The organism is Enterococcus sp. DIV0436a (genome assembly GCF_051711605.1).
Classification (GTDB): Bacteria; Bacillota; Bacilli; order Lactobacillales; family Enterococcaceae; genus Enterococcus_B; species Enterococcus_B faecium.
The window spans coordinates 1798428-1819620 of the sequence record NZ_JBIONA010000001.1; the positions used below are offsets into that span (position 1 = coordinate 1798428).

Annotated in this window: 21 protein-coding genes and 1 other RNA gene; 8 read left to right on the forward strand and 14 right to left on the reverse strand. The window is 35.4% G+C overall.

Going from position 1 to position 21193, the window contains the following annotated elements; translation table 11 throughout:
- The first annotated feature begins 28 nt into the window (after positions 1–28).
- From IGL15_RS08765 to IGL15_RS08775, 3 genes are all read left to right on the forward strand, one after another.
- A complete protein-coding gene (locus tag IGL15_RS08765) occupies positions 29–2149 on the forward strand; it encodes an LTA synthase family protein (protein ID WP_010727578.1) in 2121 nt (706 codons plus the stop codon).
- A gap of 222 nt (positions 2150–2371) precedes the next feature.
- Positions 2372–3097 carry a hypothetical protein gene (locus IGL15_RS08770; protein WP_002297641.1) on the forward strand — a complete coding sequence of 242 codons (726 nt, stop codon included), beginning with the start codon at positions 2372–2374 and terminating at the stop codon, positions 3095–3097.
- On the forward strand, positions 3087–3596 hold the full coding sequence (locus tag IGL15_RS08775) for a hypothetical protein (RefSeq protein ID WP_104765342.1): 510 nt from the start codon (positions 3087–3089) through the stop codon (positions 3594–3596). The genes IGL15_RS08770 and IGL15_RS08775 overlap by 11 nt, the downstream gene beginning before the upstream one ends.
- A gap of 69 nt (positions 3597–3665) precedes the next feature.
- On the opposite strand, the gene IGL15_RS08780 is transcribed toward IGL15_RS08775, so the two are convergent.
- From IGL15_RS08780 to IGL15_RS08790, 3 genes are read right to left on the reverse strand one after another with little or no spacing between them, the layout of a single operon-like run.
- The gene (locus tag IGL15_RS08780) at positions 3666–5114 is read right to left on the reverse strand and encodes a sensor histidine kinase (protein ID WP_104765341.1); all 1449 of its coding nucleotides are present in this window, start codon (positions 5112–5114) and stop codon (positions 3666–3668) included.
- Complete coding sequence (locus IGL15_RS08785) at positions 5114–5830, reverse strand: response regulator transcription factor (RefSeq protein WP_002293942.1); 717 nt, start codon at positions 5828–5830, stop codon at positions 5114–5116. Before IGL15_RS08785 ends, IGL15_RS08780 begins: the two co-directional genes overlap by 1 nt.
- Positions 5811–6161: an SdpI family protein gene (locus IGL15_RS08790; RefSeq protein WP_002288595.1), complete on the reverse strand. Its 351-nt coding sequence runs from the start codon at positions 6159–6161 to the stop codon at positions 5811–5813. Before IGL15_RS08790 ends, IGL15_RS08785 begins: the two co-directional genes overlap by 20 nt.
- 143 nt (positions 6162–6304) lie before the next feature.
- Here IGL15_RS08790 and IGL15_RS08795 point away from each other — a divergent pair, with 143 nt between their 5' ends.
- From IGL15_RS08795 to IGL15_RS08805, 3 genes are all read left to right on the forward strand, one after another.
- Positions 6305–7078: a Cof-type HAD-IIB family hydrolase gene (locus tag IGL15_RS08795; protein WP_081156576.1), complete on the forward strand. Its 774-nt coding sequence runs from the start codon at positions 6305–6307 to the stop codon at positions 7076–7078.
- 170 nt (positions 7079–7248) lie between these two features.
- Positions 7249–7615: a transfer-messenger RNA gene (gene ssrA, locus IGL15_RS08800) on the forward strand.
- Between the two features lie 577 nt (positions 7616–8192).
- A complete protein-coding gene (locus IGL15_RS08805) occupies positions 8193–9542 on the forward strand; it encodes a hypothetical protein (protein ID WP_104765340.1) in 1350 nt (449 codons plus the stop codon).
- Between the two features lie 718 nt (positions 9543–10260).
- Here IGL15_RS08805 and IGL15_RS08810 read toward each other — a convergent pair.
- A complete protein-coding gene (locus tag IGL15_RS08810; protein ID WP_373408770.1) occupies positions 10261–10362 on the reverse strand; it encodes a phage holin in 102 nt (33 codons plus the stop codon).
- A 77-nt stretch (positions 10363–10439) separates the two neighbouring features.
- Here IGL15_RS08810 and IGL15_RS08815 point away from each other — a divergent pair, with 77 nt between their 5' ends.
- Positions 10440–10721, forward strand: coding sequence for a tyrosine-type recombinase/integrase (locus tag IGL15_RS08815; protein ID WP_225585779.1), 282 nt, complete (start codon positions 10440–10442; stop codon positions 10719–10721).
- A gap of 432 nt (positions 10722–11153) precedes the next feature.
- Here IGL15_RS08815 and IGL15_RS08820 read toward each other — a convergent pair whose 3' ends face one another.
- Together IGL15_RS08820 and IGL15_RS08825 are read right to left on the reverse strand one after the other, a co-directional pair.
- A complete protein-coding gene (locus tag IGL15_RS08820) occupies positions 11154–12326 on the reverse strand; it encodes an IS256-like element IS256 family transposase (protein WP_000195429.1) in 1173 nt (390 codons plus the stop codon).
- 232 nt (positions 12327–12558) lie between these two features.
- A complete protein-coding gene (locus IGL15_RS08825) occupies positions 12559–12873 on the reverse strand; it encodes an SdpI family protein (protein WP_086319030.1) in 315 nt (104 codons plus the stop codon).
- A gap of 285 nt (positions 12874–13158) precedes the next feature.
- On the opposite strand from IGL15_RS08825, the gene IGL15_RS08830 reads away from it, so the two are divergent.
- A complete protein-coding gene (locus IGL15_RS08830) occupies positions 13159–13392 on the forward strand; it encodes a hypothetical protein (RefSeq protein WP_086319029.1) in 234 nt (77 codons plus the stop codon).
- Between the two features lie 361 nt (positions 13393–13753).
- Here the strand turns inward: IGL15_RS08830 and IGL15_RS08835 are convergent, their stop codons facing one another.
- The 8 genes from IGL15_RS08835 to IGL15_RS08870 form a co-directional block, all read right to left on the reverse strand.
- Positions 13754–14014, reverse strand: coding sequence for a hypothetical protein (locus IGL15_RS08835; protein ID WP_002289617.1), 261 nt, complete (start codon positions 14012–14014; stop codon positions 13754–13756).
- Positions 14015–14199: 185 nt separating this feature from the next.
- Positions 14200–14697 (reverse strand): GAF domain-containing protein, encoded by a 498-nt coding sequence (locus IGL15_RS08840; RefSeq protein WP_002289618.1) that lies wholly within the window; start codon positions 14695–14697, stop codon positions 14200–14202.
- Positions 14698–14826: 129 nt separating this feature from the next.
- Entirely contained in the window at positions 14827–15537 is a 711-nt protein-coding gene (gene budA / locus IGL15_RS08845) for an acetolactate decarboxylase (RefSeq protein ID WP_104765401.1), read from the reverse strand.
- A 12-nt stretch (positions 15538–15549) separates the two neighbouring features.
- Positions 15550–17214, reverse strand: coding sequence for an acetolactate synthase AlsS (gene alsS / locus IGL15_RS08850; protein WP_438767346.1), 1665 nt, complete (start codon positions 17212–17214; stop codon positions 15550–15552).
- A 205-nt stretch (positions 17215–17419) separates the two neighbouring features.
- On the reverse strand, positions 17420–18082 hold the full coding sequence (locus IGL15_RS08855; protein WP_002297646.1) for a DUF624 domain-containing protein: 663 nt from the start codon (positions 18080–18082) through the stop codon (positions 17420–17422).
- Positions 18083–18091: 9 nt separating this feature from the next.
- Positions 18092–18907 carry a carbohydrate ABC transporter permease gene (locus IGL15_RS08860; RefSeq protein ID WP_010721620.1) on the reverse strand — a complete coding sequence of 272 codons (816 nt, stop codon included), beginning with the start codon at positions 18905–18907 and terminating at the stop codon, positions 18092–18094.
- A gap of 64 nt (positions 18908–18971) precedes the next feature.
- Positions 18972–19868 carry a carbohydrate ABC transporter permease gene (locus IGL15_RS08865; RefSeq protein ID WP_016628336.1) on the reverse strand — a complete coding sequence of 299 codons (897 nt, stop codon included), beginning with the start codon at positions 19866–19868 and terminating at the stop codon, positions 18972–18974.
- Positions 19869–19920: 52 nt separating this feature from the next.
- Positions 19921–21180, reverse strand: coding sequence for an ABC transporter substrate-binding protein (locus IGL15_RS08870; protein ID WP_104765404.1), 1260 nt, complete (start codon positions 21178–21180; stop codon positions 19921–19923).
- Positions 21181–21193 lie beyond the last annotated feature (13 nt).

Sequence of the window (21193 nt, forward strand, 5' to 3'; positions counted from 1 at the left end):
ATTAAGAAGTGCAGAAAGGAAGATTATCTTGAAATATATAAAAACACCTGCCTTTTTGAATAAGAGGCTCGGATTTTTTTCTTTACTAGTCGTTTTACTTTGGTTGAAAACGATTTTTGCCTATTTAGTTGATTTCCATCTCGGAATCGAAAGTGGCATTCAATACTTTATCTTGTTTATCAACCCTATTGCAACTACATTGTTATTACTTGGAATTGCTCTTTATATCAGACGCCCTAGAGTTGCTTATATCACGATGATGGTCATTTATTTTCTTTTGACATTGCTTGTTTTTTCGAATGTCACTTATTATCGAGAATTCACGGACTTCATTACGATCAACACGATTTTAGGTGCTGGGAAAGTAGCGAGTGGTCTGGGAGAAAGTGCCATTCGACTGTTTCGCCCATATGATGTGATCTATTGGATCGATTTTATTATCTTGACTGTTCTGCTGATTGCAAAAAAAATCAAGTTGGACCCTCGCCCGATTCGAGCAAGAATGGCTTTTGCGATCTCTACATTAGCAGTTATGATTTTCTCAGGAAATCTTTTTATGGCGGAAGCTGATCGTCCAGAATTGCTGACTCGAACATTCTCTCGTGATTATTTGGTCAAATATCTTGGCTTGAATGCTTTCATGGTTTATGACGGTGTTCAAACTTACCAGACAAACCAAGTGCGGGCAGAAGCAAGTCCCAATGATATGAAAGAAGTAGAAAATTATGTAAAAGAACATTATGCAGCACCAAATGACGATTTGTTCGGGCTCGCTAAAGGAAAAAATGTGATTTATATCCATTTAGAAAGCTTCCAGCAATTCCTGATCGATTATAAATTGACAGATGAGAATGGTGTCCAGCATGAAGTTACACCTTTCATCAATAGTCTTTACCACAGCAACAGCACGTTCAGTTTTGACAACTTTTTCCATCAAGTAAAAGCAGGAAAAACAAGCGATGCGGAAACGCTGATGGAAAATTCATTGTTTGGCTTGAATCAAGGCTCCTTGTTCACACAATTAGGCGGAAAAAATACTTTCCAAGCTGCACCTGATATTTTAAGTCAAACACAAGGTTACACTAGTGCGGTATTCCATGGGAACGCTGGTACATTCTGGAATCGAAACGAGACCTATAAGAATTTAGGATATGATTATTTCTTTGATTCTTCTTATTATGATGTTAATGATGACAATTCGTTCCAATACGGTTTGCATGATAAACCATTTTTCCAACAATCCGTACAATACTTGGAACGTCTGCAACAACCATTTTATTCAAAATTCATTGCTGTATCTAACCATTATCCTTATTCAAAATTCACCAATGACGAAGCAGGATTCCCGTTAGCCAATACAAATGATGAAACGATCAACGGTTACTTTGCGACAGCCAATTATTTAGATACCGCCGTACAAGAATTCTTCAATTATTTGAAAGAAAGCGGCTTGTATGATAATTCAGTCATCGTCCTTTACGGTGACCATTACGGTGTCTCGAATTCAAGAAATAAAAATCTAGCTGAATTAGTTGGAAAAACAAGTTCTACTTGGACAAACTACGACAATGCACAAATGCAGCGTGTCCCTTATATGATCCATATCCCTGGACAAACACAGGGCGGAATCAATCACACTTACGGCGGACAAGTTGATGCCTTGCCTACATTACTTCACTTACTAGGTGTAGATACAAAAAATTATATTCAGTTAGGACAAGATCTATTCTCGAAAGATCATGAACAGCTTGTTTCTTTCCGTGATGGCGATTTTGTTACTCCAAAATATACTTACTACGGTGGTACCATCTACAGTAATGAAACTGGTGAAGCCATTACTGAACCTACTGAGGAAGTACAAAATGAAATTGATTCACTCAAAGAAAAAGTTGATAAACAGTTAGCTGTTTCTGATCAAATCAATAACGGTGATCTTCTTCGGTTCTATACGAATAGTGGATTAGACCCAATTGATACCAGTGATTATGACTACAAGAATGGCTTAGAGAAATTAAAAGAAGCTGAAAAATCTCTTGGTGACAAGTCAACTAGTGTCTTTAGTGAACACAACGGACAATCAACTGTTGATCTTTATAAAACGCAAACGTACCAAGAACTTCACGGAACGACCACAAGTTCTTCCGAATGATAAAATAAATTTAAAAGGAGCAGCGACAAAATTATTGTCGTTGCTCCTTTTTTCGAATAAACAGTGTTCAAAAGCTTGCATCTACGGTAATAGAATAGGGCAGCTTCTTCACAACCTCTTGCTTTTTACAAAATATTTTCTGGTTTTAATTCGTGATTTCACTAAAGGAATTTCATACTTTATTCATATTCATTTTCTATACTTTTTATAGAGGTGAAAAGTATGAAAATAATCCGCTATGCTACTGCTCGATTAATTTATTACAAAAAGCAGACAATACTCTATTGTTTATTTTCAAGCTTTTCTGCTTTTTTATTGATAGCATGCCTGACTCTTTACCATTTGCAATCGGCTTTAGCCAATCAAGTCCAAGATCGGCTTTCATTTATTGGCGCTTCTGCATCTACAGAGCTTCTTCCGGCTTTAGAATTAGCTAGCCGATTTTATATAAAAGGCATATTCAGTTTATTTTTTCTATTTGCCTTCCTTTTTATCTTTTTCTTTTACTATTCAGTCAGGCAAAACAAGCAGGAATTGATCAATTGGCGCCTGACTGGTCTTTCTAAAACCAAATTATTCCTTTTTATTTTCTGGCAGCTGTTCTTTCCTCTCTTTCTTTGTTGTATCTTGGTTTTATTGTGGATCGTCAGCTTCCAGTCAGTTTATGAAGCGCTTCTTCAAAGGATCAATTTTCTTGTCTTAAAGACTACTGAACTGCCAGATATCCGTGATATCTTGACTTCGGTAAGCGGACTTACAATTCCAATGGATCAACAGACTTTTTTTACCATCGATTTCCAAAATGATCTTTTTTTCACAGATATACTTAAGGGATTTGCCCAAACTCTTATTGGGCTCAGTGGATGCTGTCTCATTCTTAGTCTATTCCCTTTCACTTTTTTTATCCATCATTTGCAAAGTAGGAGGCCTGGACGTAATGAAACCTGAATATTTGATTCATGCTGAACATTTGACCGTTATTTTGTGTCCTCTCGAAAAACAGCATAAAATATTGGAGCACTTGAAAAAAGAGGTTCTTGTTGCAAAACTGGATAATTTTGCGATCATCCAAAAAAATTGGCCGATGTTTCCTTATCTGAATCTTAAAGACCATGTCCTGTTGGATGTACCGGAAAAAGAAATCAAAGAAGATCGTTTGGCCTATCAAGAAAAACTTGATATCTCTCCTTCCTTGCTTAATTGTGCGGCAGTTGAGTTGACGTCTTTTGAAAAAGTAAAGCTGCAATTACTTCATGCCTTGCTTTCCAAGCGAAACAATATTGTTATTGAAGATACATTTGATGAACTTAGTGTATTGGAGATCCAAGAGCTACTCCACTTGCTTTCTTATTTAGCTCATGAAGAAAATCAAGGTATCTTACTCTTTACTCATGATGCTACTATTGCCCAAAGTCCTTATATTGATCGTTTAGAGCCCGCGGGCTAAATCAATCATTTTATAGTAAAAACAAGCGGTATAGAAGATCGATTCATGATCTTTTATACCGCTTGTTTTTTACTCTTCTTTGATTTCTACGTCAGGCAAACGAACAGTGAATTTTGTTCCTTTTCCTAGTTCGCTTTCTACTTCTAATTTTCCTTTATGCAAGCGTACAAGTTGCTGCACGATTGGTAAACCTAATCCTGATTCACCATATTTTGTATTTTTTCTTGAAGGATCTACTTTATAATAACGATCCCAGATACTTTTCATTTGTTGTTCAGACATTCCAATTCCCGTATCTTCAATCGTGATGATCGTTTCAAGATAGCCTTTTTCTAGAGTAATCGTGATTTGGCCGTTTTCAGTAAACTGTATCGCGTTTTGAATAATATTGACCATGATTTGGACAAATCGGTCATAATCAGCGTAAACATCAATATCATCAACGGCTTTCAATATCAATGTATCTCCTGCTGCTTCTGCTTTAGCTTCTAACTGTGCAACAATATTTTTCAATGTTTCTGTTCCATTGAATTTTTTAATGACCATACTGATTTGATTCGTACGGATTTTTTCATAATCCAAGTTTTCATTCACCAAACGGATCAGACGCTCTGTTTCATTTTTCATCAATTTAATCGCGTTTTCTCGCTGGTTTTCAGGGATTGCATTGTATTCTAACCCTTCCAGAAGTCCGTTGATTGTCGTAAGAGGTGTTCTCATCTCGTGAGAAGCATCTGCCATAAATTGTCTTCGACGATTTTCTTGTTCTTCAATTTCTGCTTGAGATTCTTTCAATGAATTCGTCATTTTATTGAAATCATCTGCTAACTCATCAAATTCATCTTTGTCATGTACGGGGAGCTGTACATCAAAATTACCATTCGTCACTTCTTTCGTCGCATTCCTTAACCGATTGATACGCTTAACTTGGAATGCTGCAAAAGCATAGCTGGCAATGACTGCAACGATACTGGAAAAAATAAATCCTTTGAACAGGTTCAGTGTAATTGGACGAACGCTGTTATCGATATTTCGCGCAGGTTGACTAACTACAAGTGCTCCATAGAATTCATGATTCAAATTAAATGGCACAAGTGCGTAAGAGGTCGCCTGTGCTTGTCCTAAAATATTTTTATTCGATGTGAATTTTTCTTGACGTCCATTCCTCAGATTTTTCCATTGATCAGCTGTTAAGGTAAAATTCAGTAAAGCTGTATTAGTCGGATAAATGACACGTTCGTTTTTATCGATAAATATAAAGTTCACATTTTGTTCTGTCAGTACTTGCTCTGTCAGCAGCAATGCATTTTGAAACGCCTGATCTTGACTAAACTGCGGGAGCGTATCGGCATAGGTTTGCGTTGTCTTTTCAACTGATTCAGCATATCCAAACAGTTGCTGGTAATTGTTTTCTTCAATCGTTTGTTTTGTCAGTTGTGTAAAAGAAACTCCAACGATCAATAAGATCAACGCGACCATTCCGCAAAAAGCTAAGAGTTGCTGATACAAATAACGCATTAGGCAACACCAGAATCATCGAATTTGTAGCCGACTCCCCAAACAGTTTGGATGACTTGTGGTCCGACCTTTTCGATTTTTTGTCGTAATTTCTTGATATGGGCGTCCACTGTCCGTTCATCACCAAAGTACTGATAATCCCAGACTAATTCAAGCAACTGCTCCCGAGAGAATACTTGACGTGGTTTTTTTGCTAAAGTAAACAATAGATCGAACTCTTTAGGCGTCAGTCCTTCAATTGGCCGGTTGTCCAGATACGCTTCTCGTGTTTTCGTATTCATCTTGAAATGACTAGTCTCGATATCAAAATGATCATCTGAAACTGCTGCTTCTTCTCTTGCTTCTGCCAACTCACTACGGCGATGCAAAGCTTTCATTCGAGCAATAAGCGTCAGAGGACTGAAAGGTTTTGTGACATAATCATCTGCCCCCATCTCTAAGCCGATCACCTGATCACTTTCAGAATCTCTAGCTGTCAGCATGATAATCGGCACAGTACTTGAAACTTTGCGGATCTCTCTTCCTACTAGCATACCGTCCAGCGTGGGTAAATTCAGGTCTAGTGTAATCATATCCCAATGTTGTGGGTTTTCTAAAAAGGCATCGAGCCCTTCTTTTCCATCATACTTGAAAGTTGCTTCCCAACCTTCATTTAAGAAAAACATCTGCATCATTTCAGAAACAGATTGATTATCTTCAATCATTAAAATATTCATTATCGTTCCCTCCAGTTTCCAGGTCATATTTCTGTAATTTCTTTTCTGTCATAATAAAAATAGGCATAATTGGAAATACTAGCAAAAGCATTTCAATCAGAAAATAATTCGTATGCCCAGATGTCTTTAAATAATAGCCGATCAATGCCATCAGTAAGCCCATAAGAAAAAACCAGTTTCCGCTTGTCTTTTGAGCCAGCCGCCAATGAGCGTCTGTTTTTGCGGCAAGAGGCGAATGGTACCCATAAAAAGGCAGATTTCCTTTTGAGGGCAGAATCCGAAAAAGACTGCCAATTATTAAGAATAAGATACCAATACTGAAAAAAATCATTCTTTCCCTCCTAAATTCTCTTCTTATAGTATACTCTAAATTGTTGACTGAACCAATATGTTCAGGAATTCTTCACGAAAGGTTTGTCTTTTGTTCATTCTTTGTTAAGATAAACTTATTCCAATAAAAAAGGAGTTTTATTTGTGTCAAATTATCGTGCAATCACTTTCTTTGATCTTGATGGAACATTACTAGATGCGAAATCAAAAATCACACCCGAAGTGGCAAAAGCTATGAACGCATTAAAAGAAAACAATGTTCTCCCCGTCATCGCTACAGGACGTACAGAAGCAGAAATCCACTCTATCATGGAAGTTGCGGGCATTACTTCTGCGGTCACCATGAATGGTTCTTTCATTCGAGTAGACGGCGAAGAAATCTATTCTCAAACATTTTCTTCAGAAGAATGTCAAAAAATGTATGATCATGTACAGTTGAACGGTCATGAACTTTCTTACTATAACGATCAGAAAATCTGGTGTACCGGTCATAGCCAAACAATGATCAATGCTTACGACTTCATTCATTCAGATGTTCCGGAAATTGATCCTTTAGGCTTTAAAGAAAACACAGTAAATATGTTGCTGATCTTATCTCAATCAGGTGACGAATACTATCACGAACATTTTCCTGAGCTAACTTTTTATCGGAATGGTCCTTACTCGATCGATACAGTGAAGAAAGGAATCTCAAAAGGGGCAGGTGTCAAACGTCTGCAAAAAGAACTTCAGCTGGAAAAAGTTCCTACTTTTGGATTTGGCGATGGTCCGAATGATTTTGCCTTGTTGGAAGCTTGCGACAACAAAATCGCTATGGGCAACGCCTATGACGGATTAAAAGAACTTTCTACCTTTATCACAAAGAAAAATACAGAAGGCGGAATTGTCCACGCATTGAAGTATTTTGATCTGATTTAAGATCTTTTTTTGAAGCTACCTCTTTTCTTAAGAAAATCGCTTATTTTTTCTTAAGAAAGGAGCAGTTATTATATAAATAATGGGATATGATTCGCTTTTTTATTGAATTTATCCCAATATATGCTATACTAATTTTGTATGAAAAATACACGTAACCCTTGTTAGCTAACGGGGACGTTACGGATTCGACAGGCACAGTCGAGCTTGAATTGCGTTTCGTAGGTTACGTCTACGTAAAAACGTTACAGTTAAATATAACTGCTAAAAACGAAAACAACTCTTACGCTTTAGCTGCCTAAAAACAGTTAGCGTAGATCCTCTCGGCATCGCCCATGTGCTCGAGTAAGGGTCCTAACTTTAGTGGGATACGTTTCAACTTTCCGTCTGTAAGTTGAAAAAGAGAACATCAGACTAGCGATACAGAATGCCTGTCACTCGGCAAGCTGTAAAGCGAATCCTTAAATGAGTTGACTATGAACGTAGATTTTTAAGTGGCGATGTGTTTGGACGCGGGTTCGACTCCCGCCGTCTCCATATATGTATGGTTGAGACAAATAAACATGTATGAAAAACGTTGTTAAATCAACGTTTTTTTATTTTGGTCAAATTTTGGTCAAGGAGAGAAAAGTAGAGAAATGCAAAAGTTTTTGCATTCATTTTGCATTCAAAAAAAGCATTCTACCGTCTGAACAGTTGAGTGCTTTTACCTTATAATTTATTCACATATAATCGACGCTTTAATTCTTATGAGAAACAGAACTGGTTTCACGCATACTCTCAGTATTGTTTTGATCATTTACGTTCCACACAATCCATCAATCTCGCCTTTATAAAATCCTTTGACCTTCAATCTTTTTTTACCAGACACGGATTAAATTTGAGCTCATAATTGTGCTATCAAAATTTTCTAGTAAAAACTCTTATCACAAGCTTACTTATATTGATGATTAAGTTCATGATTTGATGTAATTTTTTCATATTGCATCGCACTTTTATTAACAATGCATATGAATGTATAGATTTAAATATTCAAATTCTTCATAATTTTTAAAACAGTATCAATAATATTCTGTTATAATAAAAGTAGTTTAAATTAATACGGAGGATAGAAATTTTGGTAGAAAAAAAATTAATGAAATTTATTAAAAGCCTTTTTTCACTTTTTTTTGTGTTTGTTATATTGATGGTAGCGACCAAGGGCATGGCCTTGCAGACTTTCATATTATTAGGAGAAAGATCGTTTTCTTTATTTAGGAACTCTCTAGCAAATATGTGGATACTCTGTATGGTTGGAATGCTAATTATTATTACATTATTTTCAAGAAGGAATACTAAAAGCAAAGTTTATACTTTCCCCCTTTTCTCTATACTCGCTTTAATAATGATAATGTTGCTTTCCAGTTCTATAAATACGGATTCATCCTATAGATTTACTCAGTCGTTCTGGATTTTGTTTAGTAGTTATTTATCTTTTTTTGTTCTTTTAGCCACGGATATATTTAAATTTAACAAAATAAATATAAAAACGGTCCTAAGAGTTCTCATATTATTTAATATTTTTCAAATGATTTTAGGATTCATCCAATATATTAAGACAAATCCTATCTTTGCAGTTTATTATAAAGGCGAACCCATTCTAAATCCGATATTTTACTTAAACGGAATTAGTTCTTCAAATTCATATTTCCTCGCAATGGGAGCAAAAGTAAGAGCCTTCGGAATGACAGATAGTGGTCTTACTCTGGGACTTATTTCGATTTTTATGCTTTCGATGGTAATCTTTTCAAAAAAAATGAGCAAATTTCTTAAGTTTACTTTATCTGCTTTATGCCTCTTAGGAATTTATATGACTTTGACTAGAGTTGTTTATTTATCATCATTGATACTTTTATTTTTTGCTTATCTAATAAAAACAAATAGATTTAAATTATTGAAATTAAGTTATTATACTACTTTAATTGTTCAAATACTTTTTACATCCATTCTTCAAGAAACTGTTTATTCAATCGTTAATTTTATATCAAATGGCACATGGAATATAGATAGTTTGAAGAGTAGAATAGATGGTGTTCATTTCTTCTGGGATATATCTTCTATGAATATTTGGAAATTTCTTTTCGGCTCAAATATCACTGCACGCCTCGACTCTATACAAACTCCATATTCTATAGATAACGAGTTCTTTAAAATATTTCTAGATATTGGTATTTTAGGCTATTTAATATTAATTATCTTTTTTACGAAAGTATTATTTAAATATGTATGTGAAGTTTTCAGATCAGAAAATAAAAATAGTATTGAAGCAGCATTTGTGTGTTTCTTGCTCACATTCCCATTTTTAGGTATATCTAATGTTGTTAATTACTTTTACTTCCCTATCTTTACTATTTTGCTATTAATCAAAAGTCACGAGTATATTACCAGTAAAGAATCATCTAAGGATCAACTGATGGAGAAATTTTAACATTCTGCAAAATAAACTATATTAATATGATTAAAAAAATCCTCACTATTATTAGAAGTGGGGATTTTTTCTTTACCAAAGTAACGTATTATTGGTCAATGCGGTTTGTAATGCTTTAATCATTTGACCAATAGGACGAATTATACCGTCAACCGTAGTTCCTAATGCTTCCTCTAACACTTTAATTGTTGATCTTTACAACAAAGAGTATCGATCATCCCAGAGTAATAGCCTTTGGCTTTGAGACCCATTTGAATTGCTCTGATTACATCCAATCTAATCAACTTAGTCTCAAATTCCACAGAATAGATATTTTGTTTGTATTTTTTATACTTTGTCTCTAGTTATATTATAGTATTCTTACAGACGTAAAATGACAAGTAGTAACATTGATTATCAGTCGAAAGTTTGAATATTTGGGGTTTTCTGCCTGAATCCGCATTAGCATTACCTCTGCTAACAACGTGGTACGCATACTCATATAAGAATAGTGACCATTTGTGTGAATGCCTTTCTAATAAAAACTCTTGTTACTCGAGAAGATATCAGCTGATTCAGAAGGTAGGAAGCCTTCGGCATTCATTGAGAAAAAAACTGCAATCGAAAAAATTAGATCTAAAATGTTGACGTATCTTTGCTTAGTCAACTCTGCATCCATTTTATTATGTTCTCTTTACTCATTTGTACTGTCCTCCTTTGGTTTGCTGTAGTTCAATGCTTATACACCTTTATTTGTTGGATCCGTAACGACTCCTAGAATAGATAGAAATACAAATATTGCATTAATAATATCCAACAACTGCTTATTGATTACATCCAAAATGAGACAACAATACTACCTTGGGCCGGAAGCAACGCTGTTAGCACTACTGCTAACCAAAATGATTTATTTCTCATTTGTACTTTTCAGTTAATGTTTTTCCTCTTCTTTTCTCCTTAAATAAATTTTTAAGAAAGTTTTGTAAGAAGGTTGGAGTAACAGAAATTACTTGTCACGGACTTAGACATACTCACGCATCTATCTTGCTTTATCAAGGCATCAACATTAAATATGTTTCTCGTCGTTTAGGTCATAAGGATATTGTTAACACCTTACAAACTTATCAACATATATTAGATGAGATGGAGCAAAAGGAAAGTAATGTGGTAAATAATCCGATGAAACAAATGTATTTGTAAAAATATTTTGCATTCTTTTTGCATTGGATAGTAAAAATCCCTTGTAGATACAGTATTATCAATGTGGGTATCATTGACGCCGTCTCCATTGTGAGATTTCAGCAGATTTCGCTAGATGCTTAAATCCTTATTTTATAAGGGTTTGAGCATTTTTTATTTTTGCTGATTTTCGTTAAATGAATGAAAATGGCATTCAAAAAAACACATTTTTTAATATAAATTACTTCCTCCATATTATCAACGCTATTCCTACTTCACAAAAATACTAGTTCGTATATCCTTTTTGAGGTGAACATTAAGTTAATGAAAGGTAAAACATAGTTATGGTTTAAGCATGTTCCTTCAAATAAGTTTTTCAATTATAAACTCTAGAGAAATTAATAGTCAAGTCCAGACTCCTGTGTAAAATGCTATACAATGTTTTTACCATTTCTACTTATCAAAATTGATGTATTTTCTTGAAGAATAAATCCATTCATCATGTAGGTCCATAAGAACGGCTCCAATTAAGCGATTGGCTGATGTTTGATTGGGGAAGATGCGAATAATCTTTTCTCTTCTGCGTACTTCTTGATTCAGTCGTTCAATTAGATTGGTACTCTTTAGTCGATTGTGGGAATTTCCTTGTACGGTATATTGAAAGGCGTCTTCGAATCCATCATCCAATGATGCGCAAGCTTTTGAATATTTTGGTTGATCGATATAATCATGAATCAATCGATTTTTAGCCTCACGCGCTAAGTTAATATCTGTGAACTTAAAAATTCCTTTAACAGCTTCTCTGAAAGATTTTGAATTTTTTTTAGGAATGGTGGTAAAGATATTTCTTAGGAAGTGAACTTGGCATCTTTGCCAACTTACGTTGGTGAAGGATTTTCTAATGGCAGAGACTAATCCTTTGTGCGCATCAGAAATAACGAGTTCCGTACCTTGTAAACCGCGTTCTTTTAGGTATTCAAAAAATGTTGTCCAGGTCTCTTCGCTTTCGCCACTTTGAATCATGAAGCCGATAATTTCACGGTCGCCATCTTTGGTTATTCCAATCGCTATATGACAGCTTTTTGAGAGTACTCGATTTTCTTCTCGTACTTTTATATAGAGTACATCGGTCATTAAGTAAGGATAATTTTTTTCTGATAATAAACGATTCTGCCACTCGTTAACCATAGGTTCTAGCTGTTCTGTTAAGCTAGAAACGAAGGACTTAGAGACGGATTTACCACAAAGTTCTTCCACAATTTTTGATACTTTACGAGTTGAAACGCCTGATACATACATTTCCAACATTGAAGCCATGAGGGCTTTTTCGTTTCGTTGATAACGTTCAAACACTGTGGGTGAAAAATGGCCATCACGTGTTCTGGGTACTTTTAATTCTAGCGTGCCTACACGTGTCGTAAAGCTGCGCTCATAATAGCCATTTCGTTGACTTTGTCGGTTTTCTGTTCGTTCATATTCTTTTGCTTGAATATATTCTGTTCGTTGATTTTCCATTAGTTGATTAAATACCGTTGTTAAAATATTTTTAGAAACGTCATCCTTTACAGAATATTCAATAATGCTTTGAATCTCTTCGCTTTTCAGTGTAAAATGTACTTGGGTCATGTAAAAGTCCTCCTGGGTATGTTTTTGTCGTTAAAAACATTGTACCGTAAAAGGACTGTTATATGGCCTTTTTACTTTTACACAATTATACGGACTTTATCAAATTAATTCATCCTAACATAAAAATAATTGTTCACTCAAAAGTTTTTCTAGAACAATTAAAACAGCAGGCTTCACATTCGCTATACATTTGTAAGAAGTAATAATTCCTGTACTAAAAGGCATAATTGCTTTAATTATTTTTTGACTTCTCTTCAAACACAAGAAGTAGTTGTGTAATAATTGCAGAAATAAGGATTCCAATAATAGATATAAAATTTGACATGGAAACGTCTATAACATTTAAAGAATAAAGTGTTAAAGAAAGTAAACTGATTGAAATAATCCCTCCGTAAAAAATAGTCTGTGAAAATACCCACTTTTTTTCAGAAGACGTACTTCGTTTGGTTCTAAAACCTATCCCTGCATTTCTACTTTTATCAAAAAACCAAATATTTAGAAGTAATAATATTGCTATTATTAAGATAAAATTACTGTAAAAATCCAAAAGCTATCCTCCTAGCAACTATTTAAATACCCAAAAAAATTACCTCTAGATAATATCATACCTACGTTTTCACTTATAAATTTTTTCATAAAAAAAGCGTTTAGAAGCATAATCGTTAATACAGATGGTAACCAATGTATCTGGTTTGAACTGGGATATCACCCTCTCCATATATGTATTACTAAGACTAATAGATACTATAAAAGACTTGATAGTTTTGCATTGATTTTGCCTAATACTGAGCATAGGTGTATGCTAAACGATACTATAAGGAGTGTGTATATAATGAAAAGAATTCTGTTTATCAGTTTATCAAATTTATTGTTACTTACTGCTTGTGGGACTTCTGCATCAAAGAACATACCTTCAGATACGCAAATTTCGAATAGTATCGATTCAACAATTTCTACAAATGAGAAAAATTCTCCGGTAGAAACTTCCGATATAAAAGCCTCTGCAAAAAACAGGGTAAAGAAACTGTCAGCACGTCTCCTTTATTTCAAACAAACTCTGAATTAGCTTCTTCATCTTCTTCAGCAAATAATGATGATAGTTTCGCGTTTACTCCTAACTAAATGCAACCTTTACAAATGCTTTACGATAACAAGCCTGAGCTAAATGATCCTGATATCAGTTTTGCATTTTTTGAAATGATTGGATCGGATGATCTTTTTAAAACTACTAGTTTGTCTATCCGAAAATAGGACAGTTCTGGCAGTATAGGTTTTTATCGAGTTTCTCCACCAGGCCTCGTTACAGAAACAGATTCTCTAGGCGAACCTTTTGAATAAATCAAAAATCATGAACAATTACTGCCAACTAAATAAAGTGCCTTCAAAAGCTTGGTCTTCTCGCTTTTGAAGGCACTTTATTTAAATCTTTATGAAACTAAAGTATGTTCATATTTGTTGCTATAGTTATATAGATATTCTGTTGTTTCCAACTCATAAACGTGAGTATATTTTGCCACTACTTTTCCGCATTTTTCTAATATTTCATTGCGATCGACGTCATGATATTCGTCTACGCAGATCACAACACAATTTTCTAATTTACTGATTACTTCTCCAACCACTTTTTGTTTCAAGCCAATAGGTTGGCAAATATATTTTTTTCCTAAAATGATAGTTTCGTTATTCATATTTCATCCATCCTTAATGTGTTTTTCATTATTTAAAATGATAATACCATTAAAATATGATTATGAAAACCAATAACACTTGTGATTTTATAAAAAAATAAAAAAACCGAAAAACAGAAATGCCCACTGTCTTTCCGGCTCTTTTTATTCTTGATTTCTCTTCTTTTTTGTTTCAATAGACGATTTTAGTTATTAATAAATGAAAAAGCATTTATATTAAAATTTGCTAATAAAAGATCTACATATTTTTCTAGAAATGCTTGATCGATTTCATCATACCCTTTCGTTACTCCGCAATCGATATCTAAAACACCGATTAAATTACCTTCTTTTACCATTGGCACTACGATTTCTGATTGTGCGGCTGAATCGCAGGAAATGTAATTTGCATGGGTTTTGACATCATCAACGATCAATGTTTCTTGTTTTTCAGCTGATTCTCCACAAACTCCTTTTCCCATCTTGATACGTGTGCAAGAAACTCGCCCTTGGAACGGTCCTAAAATCAATTCATTACCATCGAATAAATAATATCCTGCAAAGACAGTCTCAGGCAAAGTCTCATTCAACAATGCAGATGAATTTGCTAAATTTGCTAACCAGTTATCTTCTGCTTCTAATAATCCTTGTTGCTGTAATAATAAAATTTCGTATGCATCTTTTTTCTGTTTTTCTGTCCACATGATAAAAACCGCTCCTTTTTGATCTATGGAGAAGATTATAGCTCAGTTTTTTTGTAAACGCTAGGTTTCCTCCTTAAAAAAACGAGATACGTCAGGTTGATCACCTTGAACGCATCTCGCTTTCTTTTTCTATTCTGCTTGTTGGATTTCTGCTGCTAAATCAGCATAATCAATCGTTTCGTGAACAAAAGTCGGATCATCAACTGGAAAATGCTGTACAAGGGACGAGATGCGGCTAATCTCAACTTTTCCTTCAGCCACTTCAAAATCCATTACATGTCCGCCAAATGTATGTGTATCATCGATAAAATGCAGGTGAAATCCCGCTGCAGCAACTCCTTGGAATAATACAGGCGTAAAGAACCCGACTAATGTTCCTTGGACATTGCTTTGTTGGAATTCTGGTTGAGACTCTGAAATTTTTGCTAGTCTTCTGTAAGGTTTTTCTTGCTTCGGCATGATACGGATGTGCATATTTTTGAATAATCCAGTTATCTTCACTGCCAAAAATAGGTTTTCCCCGGCTTCTCTTACTAATATGTCTTTTTTCAATTGTTCTCCATCTGCAGTTTTTGAGACAGAAAAACTAGTATCTGGCGTAAAATCTGTAATTGCTGCATAGGGGGTAAGTTCACTTCCATCTAATTGGGCAACTGAGCCATCTGATCTTCCTTGATAAGCTACGCCATCTAAAAAGATGACTTCACCATCAAGTCCATGCAATGTTCCCAATCCCAGAGTTCCTTTTTCTAATATATGAGCAATCGTTTCTGTTCCATCCATCAAGCCGGCCATCAAAGCTCCTAATGTCCCGTGCTGGTATAAGATTTTTTCAGTCATGTCGACACTTCCTTAATAGAATTGATCTGGTAAGATTGTTTCTCCCAATTTCTCATTATCACGGTAATCAATCGGAATATCAATAATTACGGGTCCTTCTGTCGCAAATCCTTCTTCTAAAGCTTTTTCTAATTCCTCTACACTTGTAGCTCGGATTCCTTTAGCGCCAAAAGCTTCTGCATATTTCACAAAATCAACTGGACCAAAGTCTACACCTGACGCCCGTTGATATTTCATTTTTTCTTGGAACTCTACCATATTGTAGTGTCCATCATTCCAAATCAAATGAACGATATTTAATTTTTTACGTACAGCCGTTTCTAAATCCTGGGCAGAGAATAAAAATCCCCCATCGCCGGAAACTGATACGATTTGTGTATTTGGACGCACCAATGCAGCAGAAATCGCCCATGGCAATCCAACACCAAGCGTTTGCATACCATTACTGAATAACAAATGACGAGGTTCATAACTTCTAAAGTGGCGTGCCATCCAAATATAATGACTACCTACATCTACGGTAACAGTCATATCATCTGTTACTTTTGACTGAAGCGTGTTAATGACTTCTAAAGGATGCAAGATACCTGCTTCTCCTTTTGATTGAACAATGTCCCGCTCCGTTAATTTTGCTTGAAGAGATGCTAAATATTCTTTTGCATCTTCTGACACTTGTTGAGGCTCTAATGAACCTGTCAATAAATCAAGAGTGGCTGAGATATCACCGATCAATTCTCTTTCAGGCTGCATAAAAGGATCGATTTCAGCTGGCGCTTCATCGATCACAATGATCCGCGCATCTTTTTCCGCATTCCAGTTTCTTGCTTCATATTCGATTGGATCATAGCCAATTGCAATAACTAGATCACTTCGTTTCAAAAGCATATCTCCTGGTTGGTTTCTAAATAAACCCACACGACCAAAGAAATGCGCTTCTAATTCACGTGAGATCACTCCAGCTGCTTGGAATGTCTCTACAACAGGCAATGCTGTCTTTTCAACTAATTGCCTGATGGCTAACGTTTCTTTTTCACTTGATCCTCGCATACCTACTAATAGTACCGGTAGTTTTGCTTCTCTAATGCGTTCAGCTAGGTAACGGATATCATCTGCAGAAGCAGAACCTAATTTAGGATCGCTCAATGGCTTGATGACATTACCTTGGACAGGTGCATCCACTACATCTTGCGGGATACTGATAAAGCTCGCGCCTTTTTTTGAACTCTTAGCCATACGATAAGCATTGGCAATCACTTCTGAAATTGTTTCTGGATCTTGGATTTCTGCACTGTATTTTGTGATTGGCTGGAACAGTGCTGCATTATCCATGCTTTGATGGGTCAACTTCAATAGATCGCTTCGTTTTACTTGTCCGGCAATTGCTAAAACTGGGTCACCTTCTGCTGTCGCTGTTACCAAACCTGTAGCTAAGTTACTAGCACCAGGACCACTTGTTGCGATAACTACTCCTGGCTCTCCTGTAATACGTCCGATTGCTTGTGCCATAAATGCAGCATTTTGTTCGTGACGAGTCACGATTAATTCAGGACCTTGATCCTCTAATTCATTAAATACACCATCGATTTTTGCACCTGGTATACCGAATACATAATCAACATGATGATTAACCAAACTTTCTACTACAGATTTCGAACCTTGTTTCATTTTTTCAGCCATTGAACATCGTCCTTTTTATGCTTTATTTTTAATTATTAGTTAGAAATAATCACAAATAAGTGATACAGTTTCTAAACCTGTTTCATTCAGAAGTATAGCACGTTTTATTTCATTTGTTTAGCCATATGTTTCAAAAAATGAAAAAGAATGACAGTTTTTACATAAAAAACTGTCATTCTTAATTGAAAGTTTCAATTTATAAAGTCTACAGATCCATAGTTCTCATCAATTTACGATTGTTGAAGTAAATCAAACCAAATACGATAGAAGGACCTAGTAGAATACACCATTGGGGCTTTACGAAAAAGAAGAGAAACAAACTTGTCAATAGTAAAAAATCTAGTAAACTCACATACCATTTTTTCAACGTATAGTAGAACGCTATCCGTAGAACTTGATTTGGTTTCGACGCTGGATTTCTCACCTGAAAATACCAGCAGTTGATGCTAAAGGAAACTGATAAACAAGCAAGTAAAACAAACAACGGAATCAACCATTTTCCATAAGAAAAACGTATAAAAAAGAAACAATCAAAAATCATTATCACACTAACTATCCAAGCAAATAGCCAATAAAAAAATCCCTTTAGCCAAAATTGGCGAAACGTCTTTATGAACAAACGTACTGGTGAAAAACTTTTTTCTTTTGCTAATTCTTCTGTCATACCTATCATCACGATGCAACCTGGACCAATAAAAAGTAAAGAAAAAATAAAGGAAAAGACATTCCTTCCATCTATCGACAAAAGGAACGCAGCTGCTATATACAAGATATTGACACACCAAAAACAAAGGCTACTTGCCAATGATTGATACAACCAATAAAAGAATTCCATATAAACATTTTTGTCAAAACGCTGCTCTTTCATAATCGCCTCCTATTCCTTCATTCCTGATGAAGCGATCCCTTCTACAAAATATTTTTGCATCGCTAAAAATATAAAAGCAACAGGAAGAACAGAAACAACTGAGGCAGCCATGATTAATGCGTACTCTGCATCAAATAGCCCAATAAACATCTTCAACCCTAACTGGATTGTTTTATTTTCCGTAGAAGACAAATAAATGAATGGCCCCATATAATCGTTCCATGTATTAACGAATGTGATGATCGTCAAACTGGCAATCGCCGGTTTTGTAAGAGGTAAAATGATCTTGCGATAGATTCCCCACTCTGATAAGCCATCGATCCGCGCACTCTCACATAAAGAATCTGGGATACTACTGTAATATTGCTTCAACAAGAACACACCAAAAGCATTGAACGCTTGTAATAGCACCAACGACCACAACGTATCTGTTAAACCCACTTTTCTCATCATAATGAACTGCGGGATCATATAAGACTGCCAAGGGACAGCAATCGTGCCGATATATGCTAAAAATAAAATATCGCGCCCTTTAAAATTTAGTTTAGAAAACCCGTAAGCAGCAAAACTAGAAGTAAACAACTGAATCAACGTGATCACAACGCTTAAAAAAGCTGTATTCTTAAAAAATGTCACTAAAGGAATACGAGACCAAATAACCAGATAATTCTCTAAATGCCAAGTTTTAGGGATCCATTGAATCGGAATCGTGAACACTTCATTATTTGCTTTGAATGAAGCAGAAACCATCCATAAAAAAGGAATGATCGTCAATAAAGCTAATACAATCAGCAGAATCATACCCAACCATTGAATAAAGGGCATGTTTTTTGAACGAATTTTTGCTTTTTTTCTTTCATTTCGAACACTCTCTTCCATATCACACCTCCTAAGTACGACGCTTATTCCAAGAAAATTGAACAACCGTAACGCCCAAAACAATTACGAACAAAACAAGTGAAATAGCTGAAGCATAACCAAAATCAAATTTTTTGAATGCTTCATTGTAGATTTGGTAAACCAGCACATTTGTCGCTCGACCAGGGCCGCCATCCGTCATCACTTGCACAAGGTCAAACACCTTGAAACAATTGATGACAAGCATGATCGTTACAAAGAAGGTTGTTGGTCTCAACGAAGGTAATGTCACATTCAAAAATTGTTTCCAACGGTTTGCTCCATCTAGCGAAGACGCTTCATATAGTTCTTTTTGGATACTTTGTAGTCCTGCAAGGTATAGAATCATGTAATAACCCATCCCTCGCCAAATACTGACAATTACAATTGCCCAAAGCGCCCAATTTGAACTTGAAGTCCAACCTGGAGGATGTTCAATAAATCGTCTTAAAAAGATATTAATAGGTCCCATTGTTGGATGAAACAACATATTCCAAACAACAGCAATTGCTACTAAGGAAGTAACATACGGAAAGAAAAATATCGTACGAAAAAGCTTCATCCCTCTAATTTTCTGATTTAGTAGTAAAGCTAGCCCTAACGAACAAACAAGTGTGCCAGGCACTACAGCAGCGGTATATAAAAAAGTATTTTTCAAAGAAATCCAAAATGTCTCATCGTTGGCCATTTTACGAAAGTTATCTAGTCCAGCAAATTCTGGCGTTGAAAAAGAATCCCATTTCATAAATGCTAGTACAAGCGAAAACAGGATTGGTATTAATGTAAAAACGAAAAAACCAATGAAATTCGGGGCGATAAACGAATAAGCGATCCACGTTCGTTTTCTACGCAAATGATTTGTAGCTTTCTTATTTATACTATTCTCCATTTCGATGACGAAACCAAGAGTGTTTGATCTCTTGGCTTCTCTCCTTTCATGATTATTCTTTTTCCGCAGCTACACGTTTCTCCATATTTGCCGTTCCTTTTTCCGGCGTTTCATCTCCAACCAAAACTAAGTCATGTTCTTCTTGTAAAATCTTATCGATTGCAGGCCCATGCGTATCAATCGGAAATTCAAGTTTGATTTCATCAGGAGAAAAAGCTTTTTTAGAAATTTCATCCGTTGGCATTCCAGCGAGATTAAAATAAAGCTGATCAATCTCATCCGTACGATATGAAGGAACTACTCCTACTCCTGCTAATACTTTTGCTCCTTCTTCACTGGCTGCAAATTCAATAAATTCTTGCGCCGCTTTTTGTTTCTTTGAGTTTTTATTGACAGCAAATGCTGTTGGTGAACCAAACGTCGTGACCGATTCTCCTTTTTTCTTCTGAGGAATAGCTGTAATTCCCCATTCTACTTCTGTCTTACTTGCTTCTTTGTTTGCGAGTATGCCAGCCATATACCAAGTTCCCATGTACATCATTGCTGCTTTTTGTTCCTCAAATTGAGACTGATAGGTTACTTTCGTTGATTTAGCCGTGCCAAAATCCATCTGCGCGCCTTCTTTTTGCATCCTCAATGCTCGATCATAATAATCAGTCATAAATTGATAATCTGGTTCAACAAGATTCGCCTCGTTTTGAGCAGCTGCAATAGCTTGGATTGTCGAACGCCAGATATGTTGATATGCTCCGTAAACTTGTCCGTCATTTTTACTAAGTTTTTTTGCTAAATCTTCATATTCGTCCCAAGTTAGATTTTTTGGATATTCGATTCCTGCATCATCAAACATTTTCTTATTGTAATATAGTACCCAAAAGTCCGTTCGATATGGCAATGCATATGTTTTTCCATCGATATCATACATTTCATATGTTTCTTCAGCAGCATCAGTGTCTAATTCTCTAATTCGTTCTGTTTGATCGACTAACTGATCTCGTAAAGCATAATTTGAATACGACAAAAGATTTTTCATTGTCAATACATCTGTCGTGTCTCCAGAAGAAAGCATCGTGGTGAGTTTCGTATCATAATCATCTGAAGCAATATCTACTGCTTTCACTTTGATTCCCGTTTTCTTTTCGAATGCTTCAAAGAGCGCTTTGAATTCAGGTGTTGTTTCATAATTCCATGTCGAAACGGTAATTTCATTTGCTGATTCTTCACTACTGTCTTCTTGATTACCACAAGCACCAAATACGAGTGACATTCCTAAAACTATTGATCCAATCATCATTTTTTTCCATCGCTTCATTATATGAATCCTC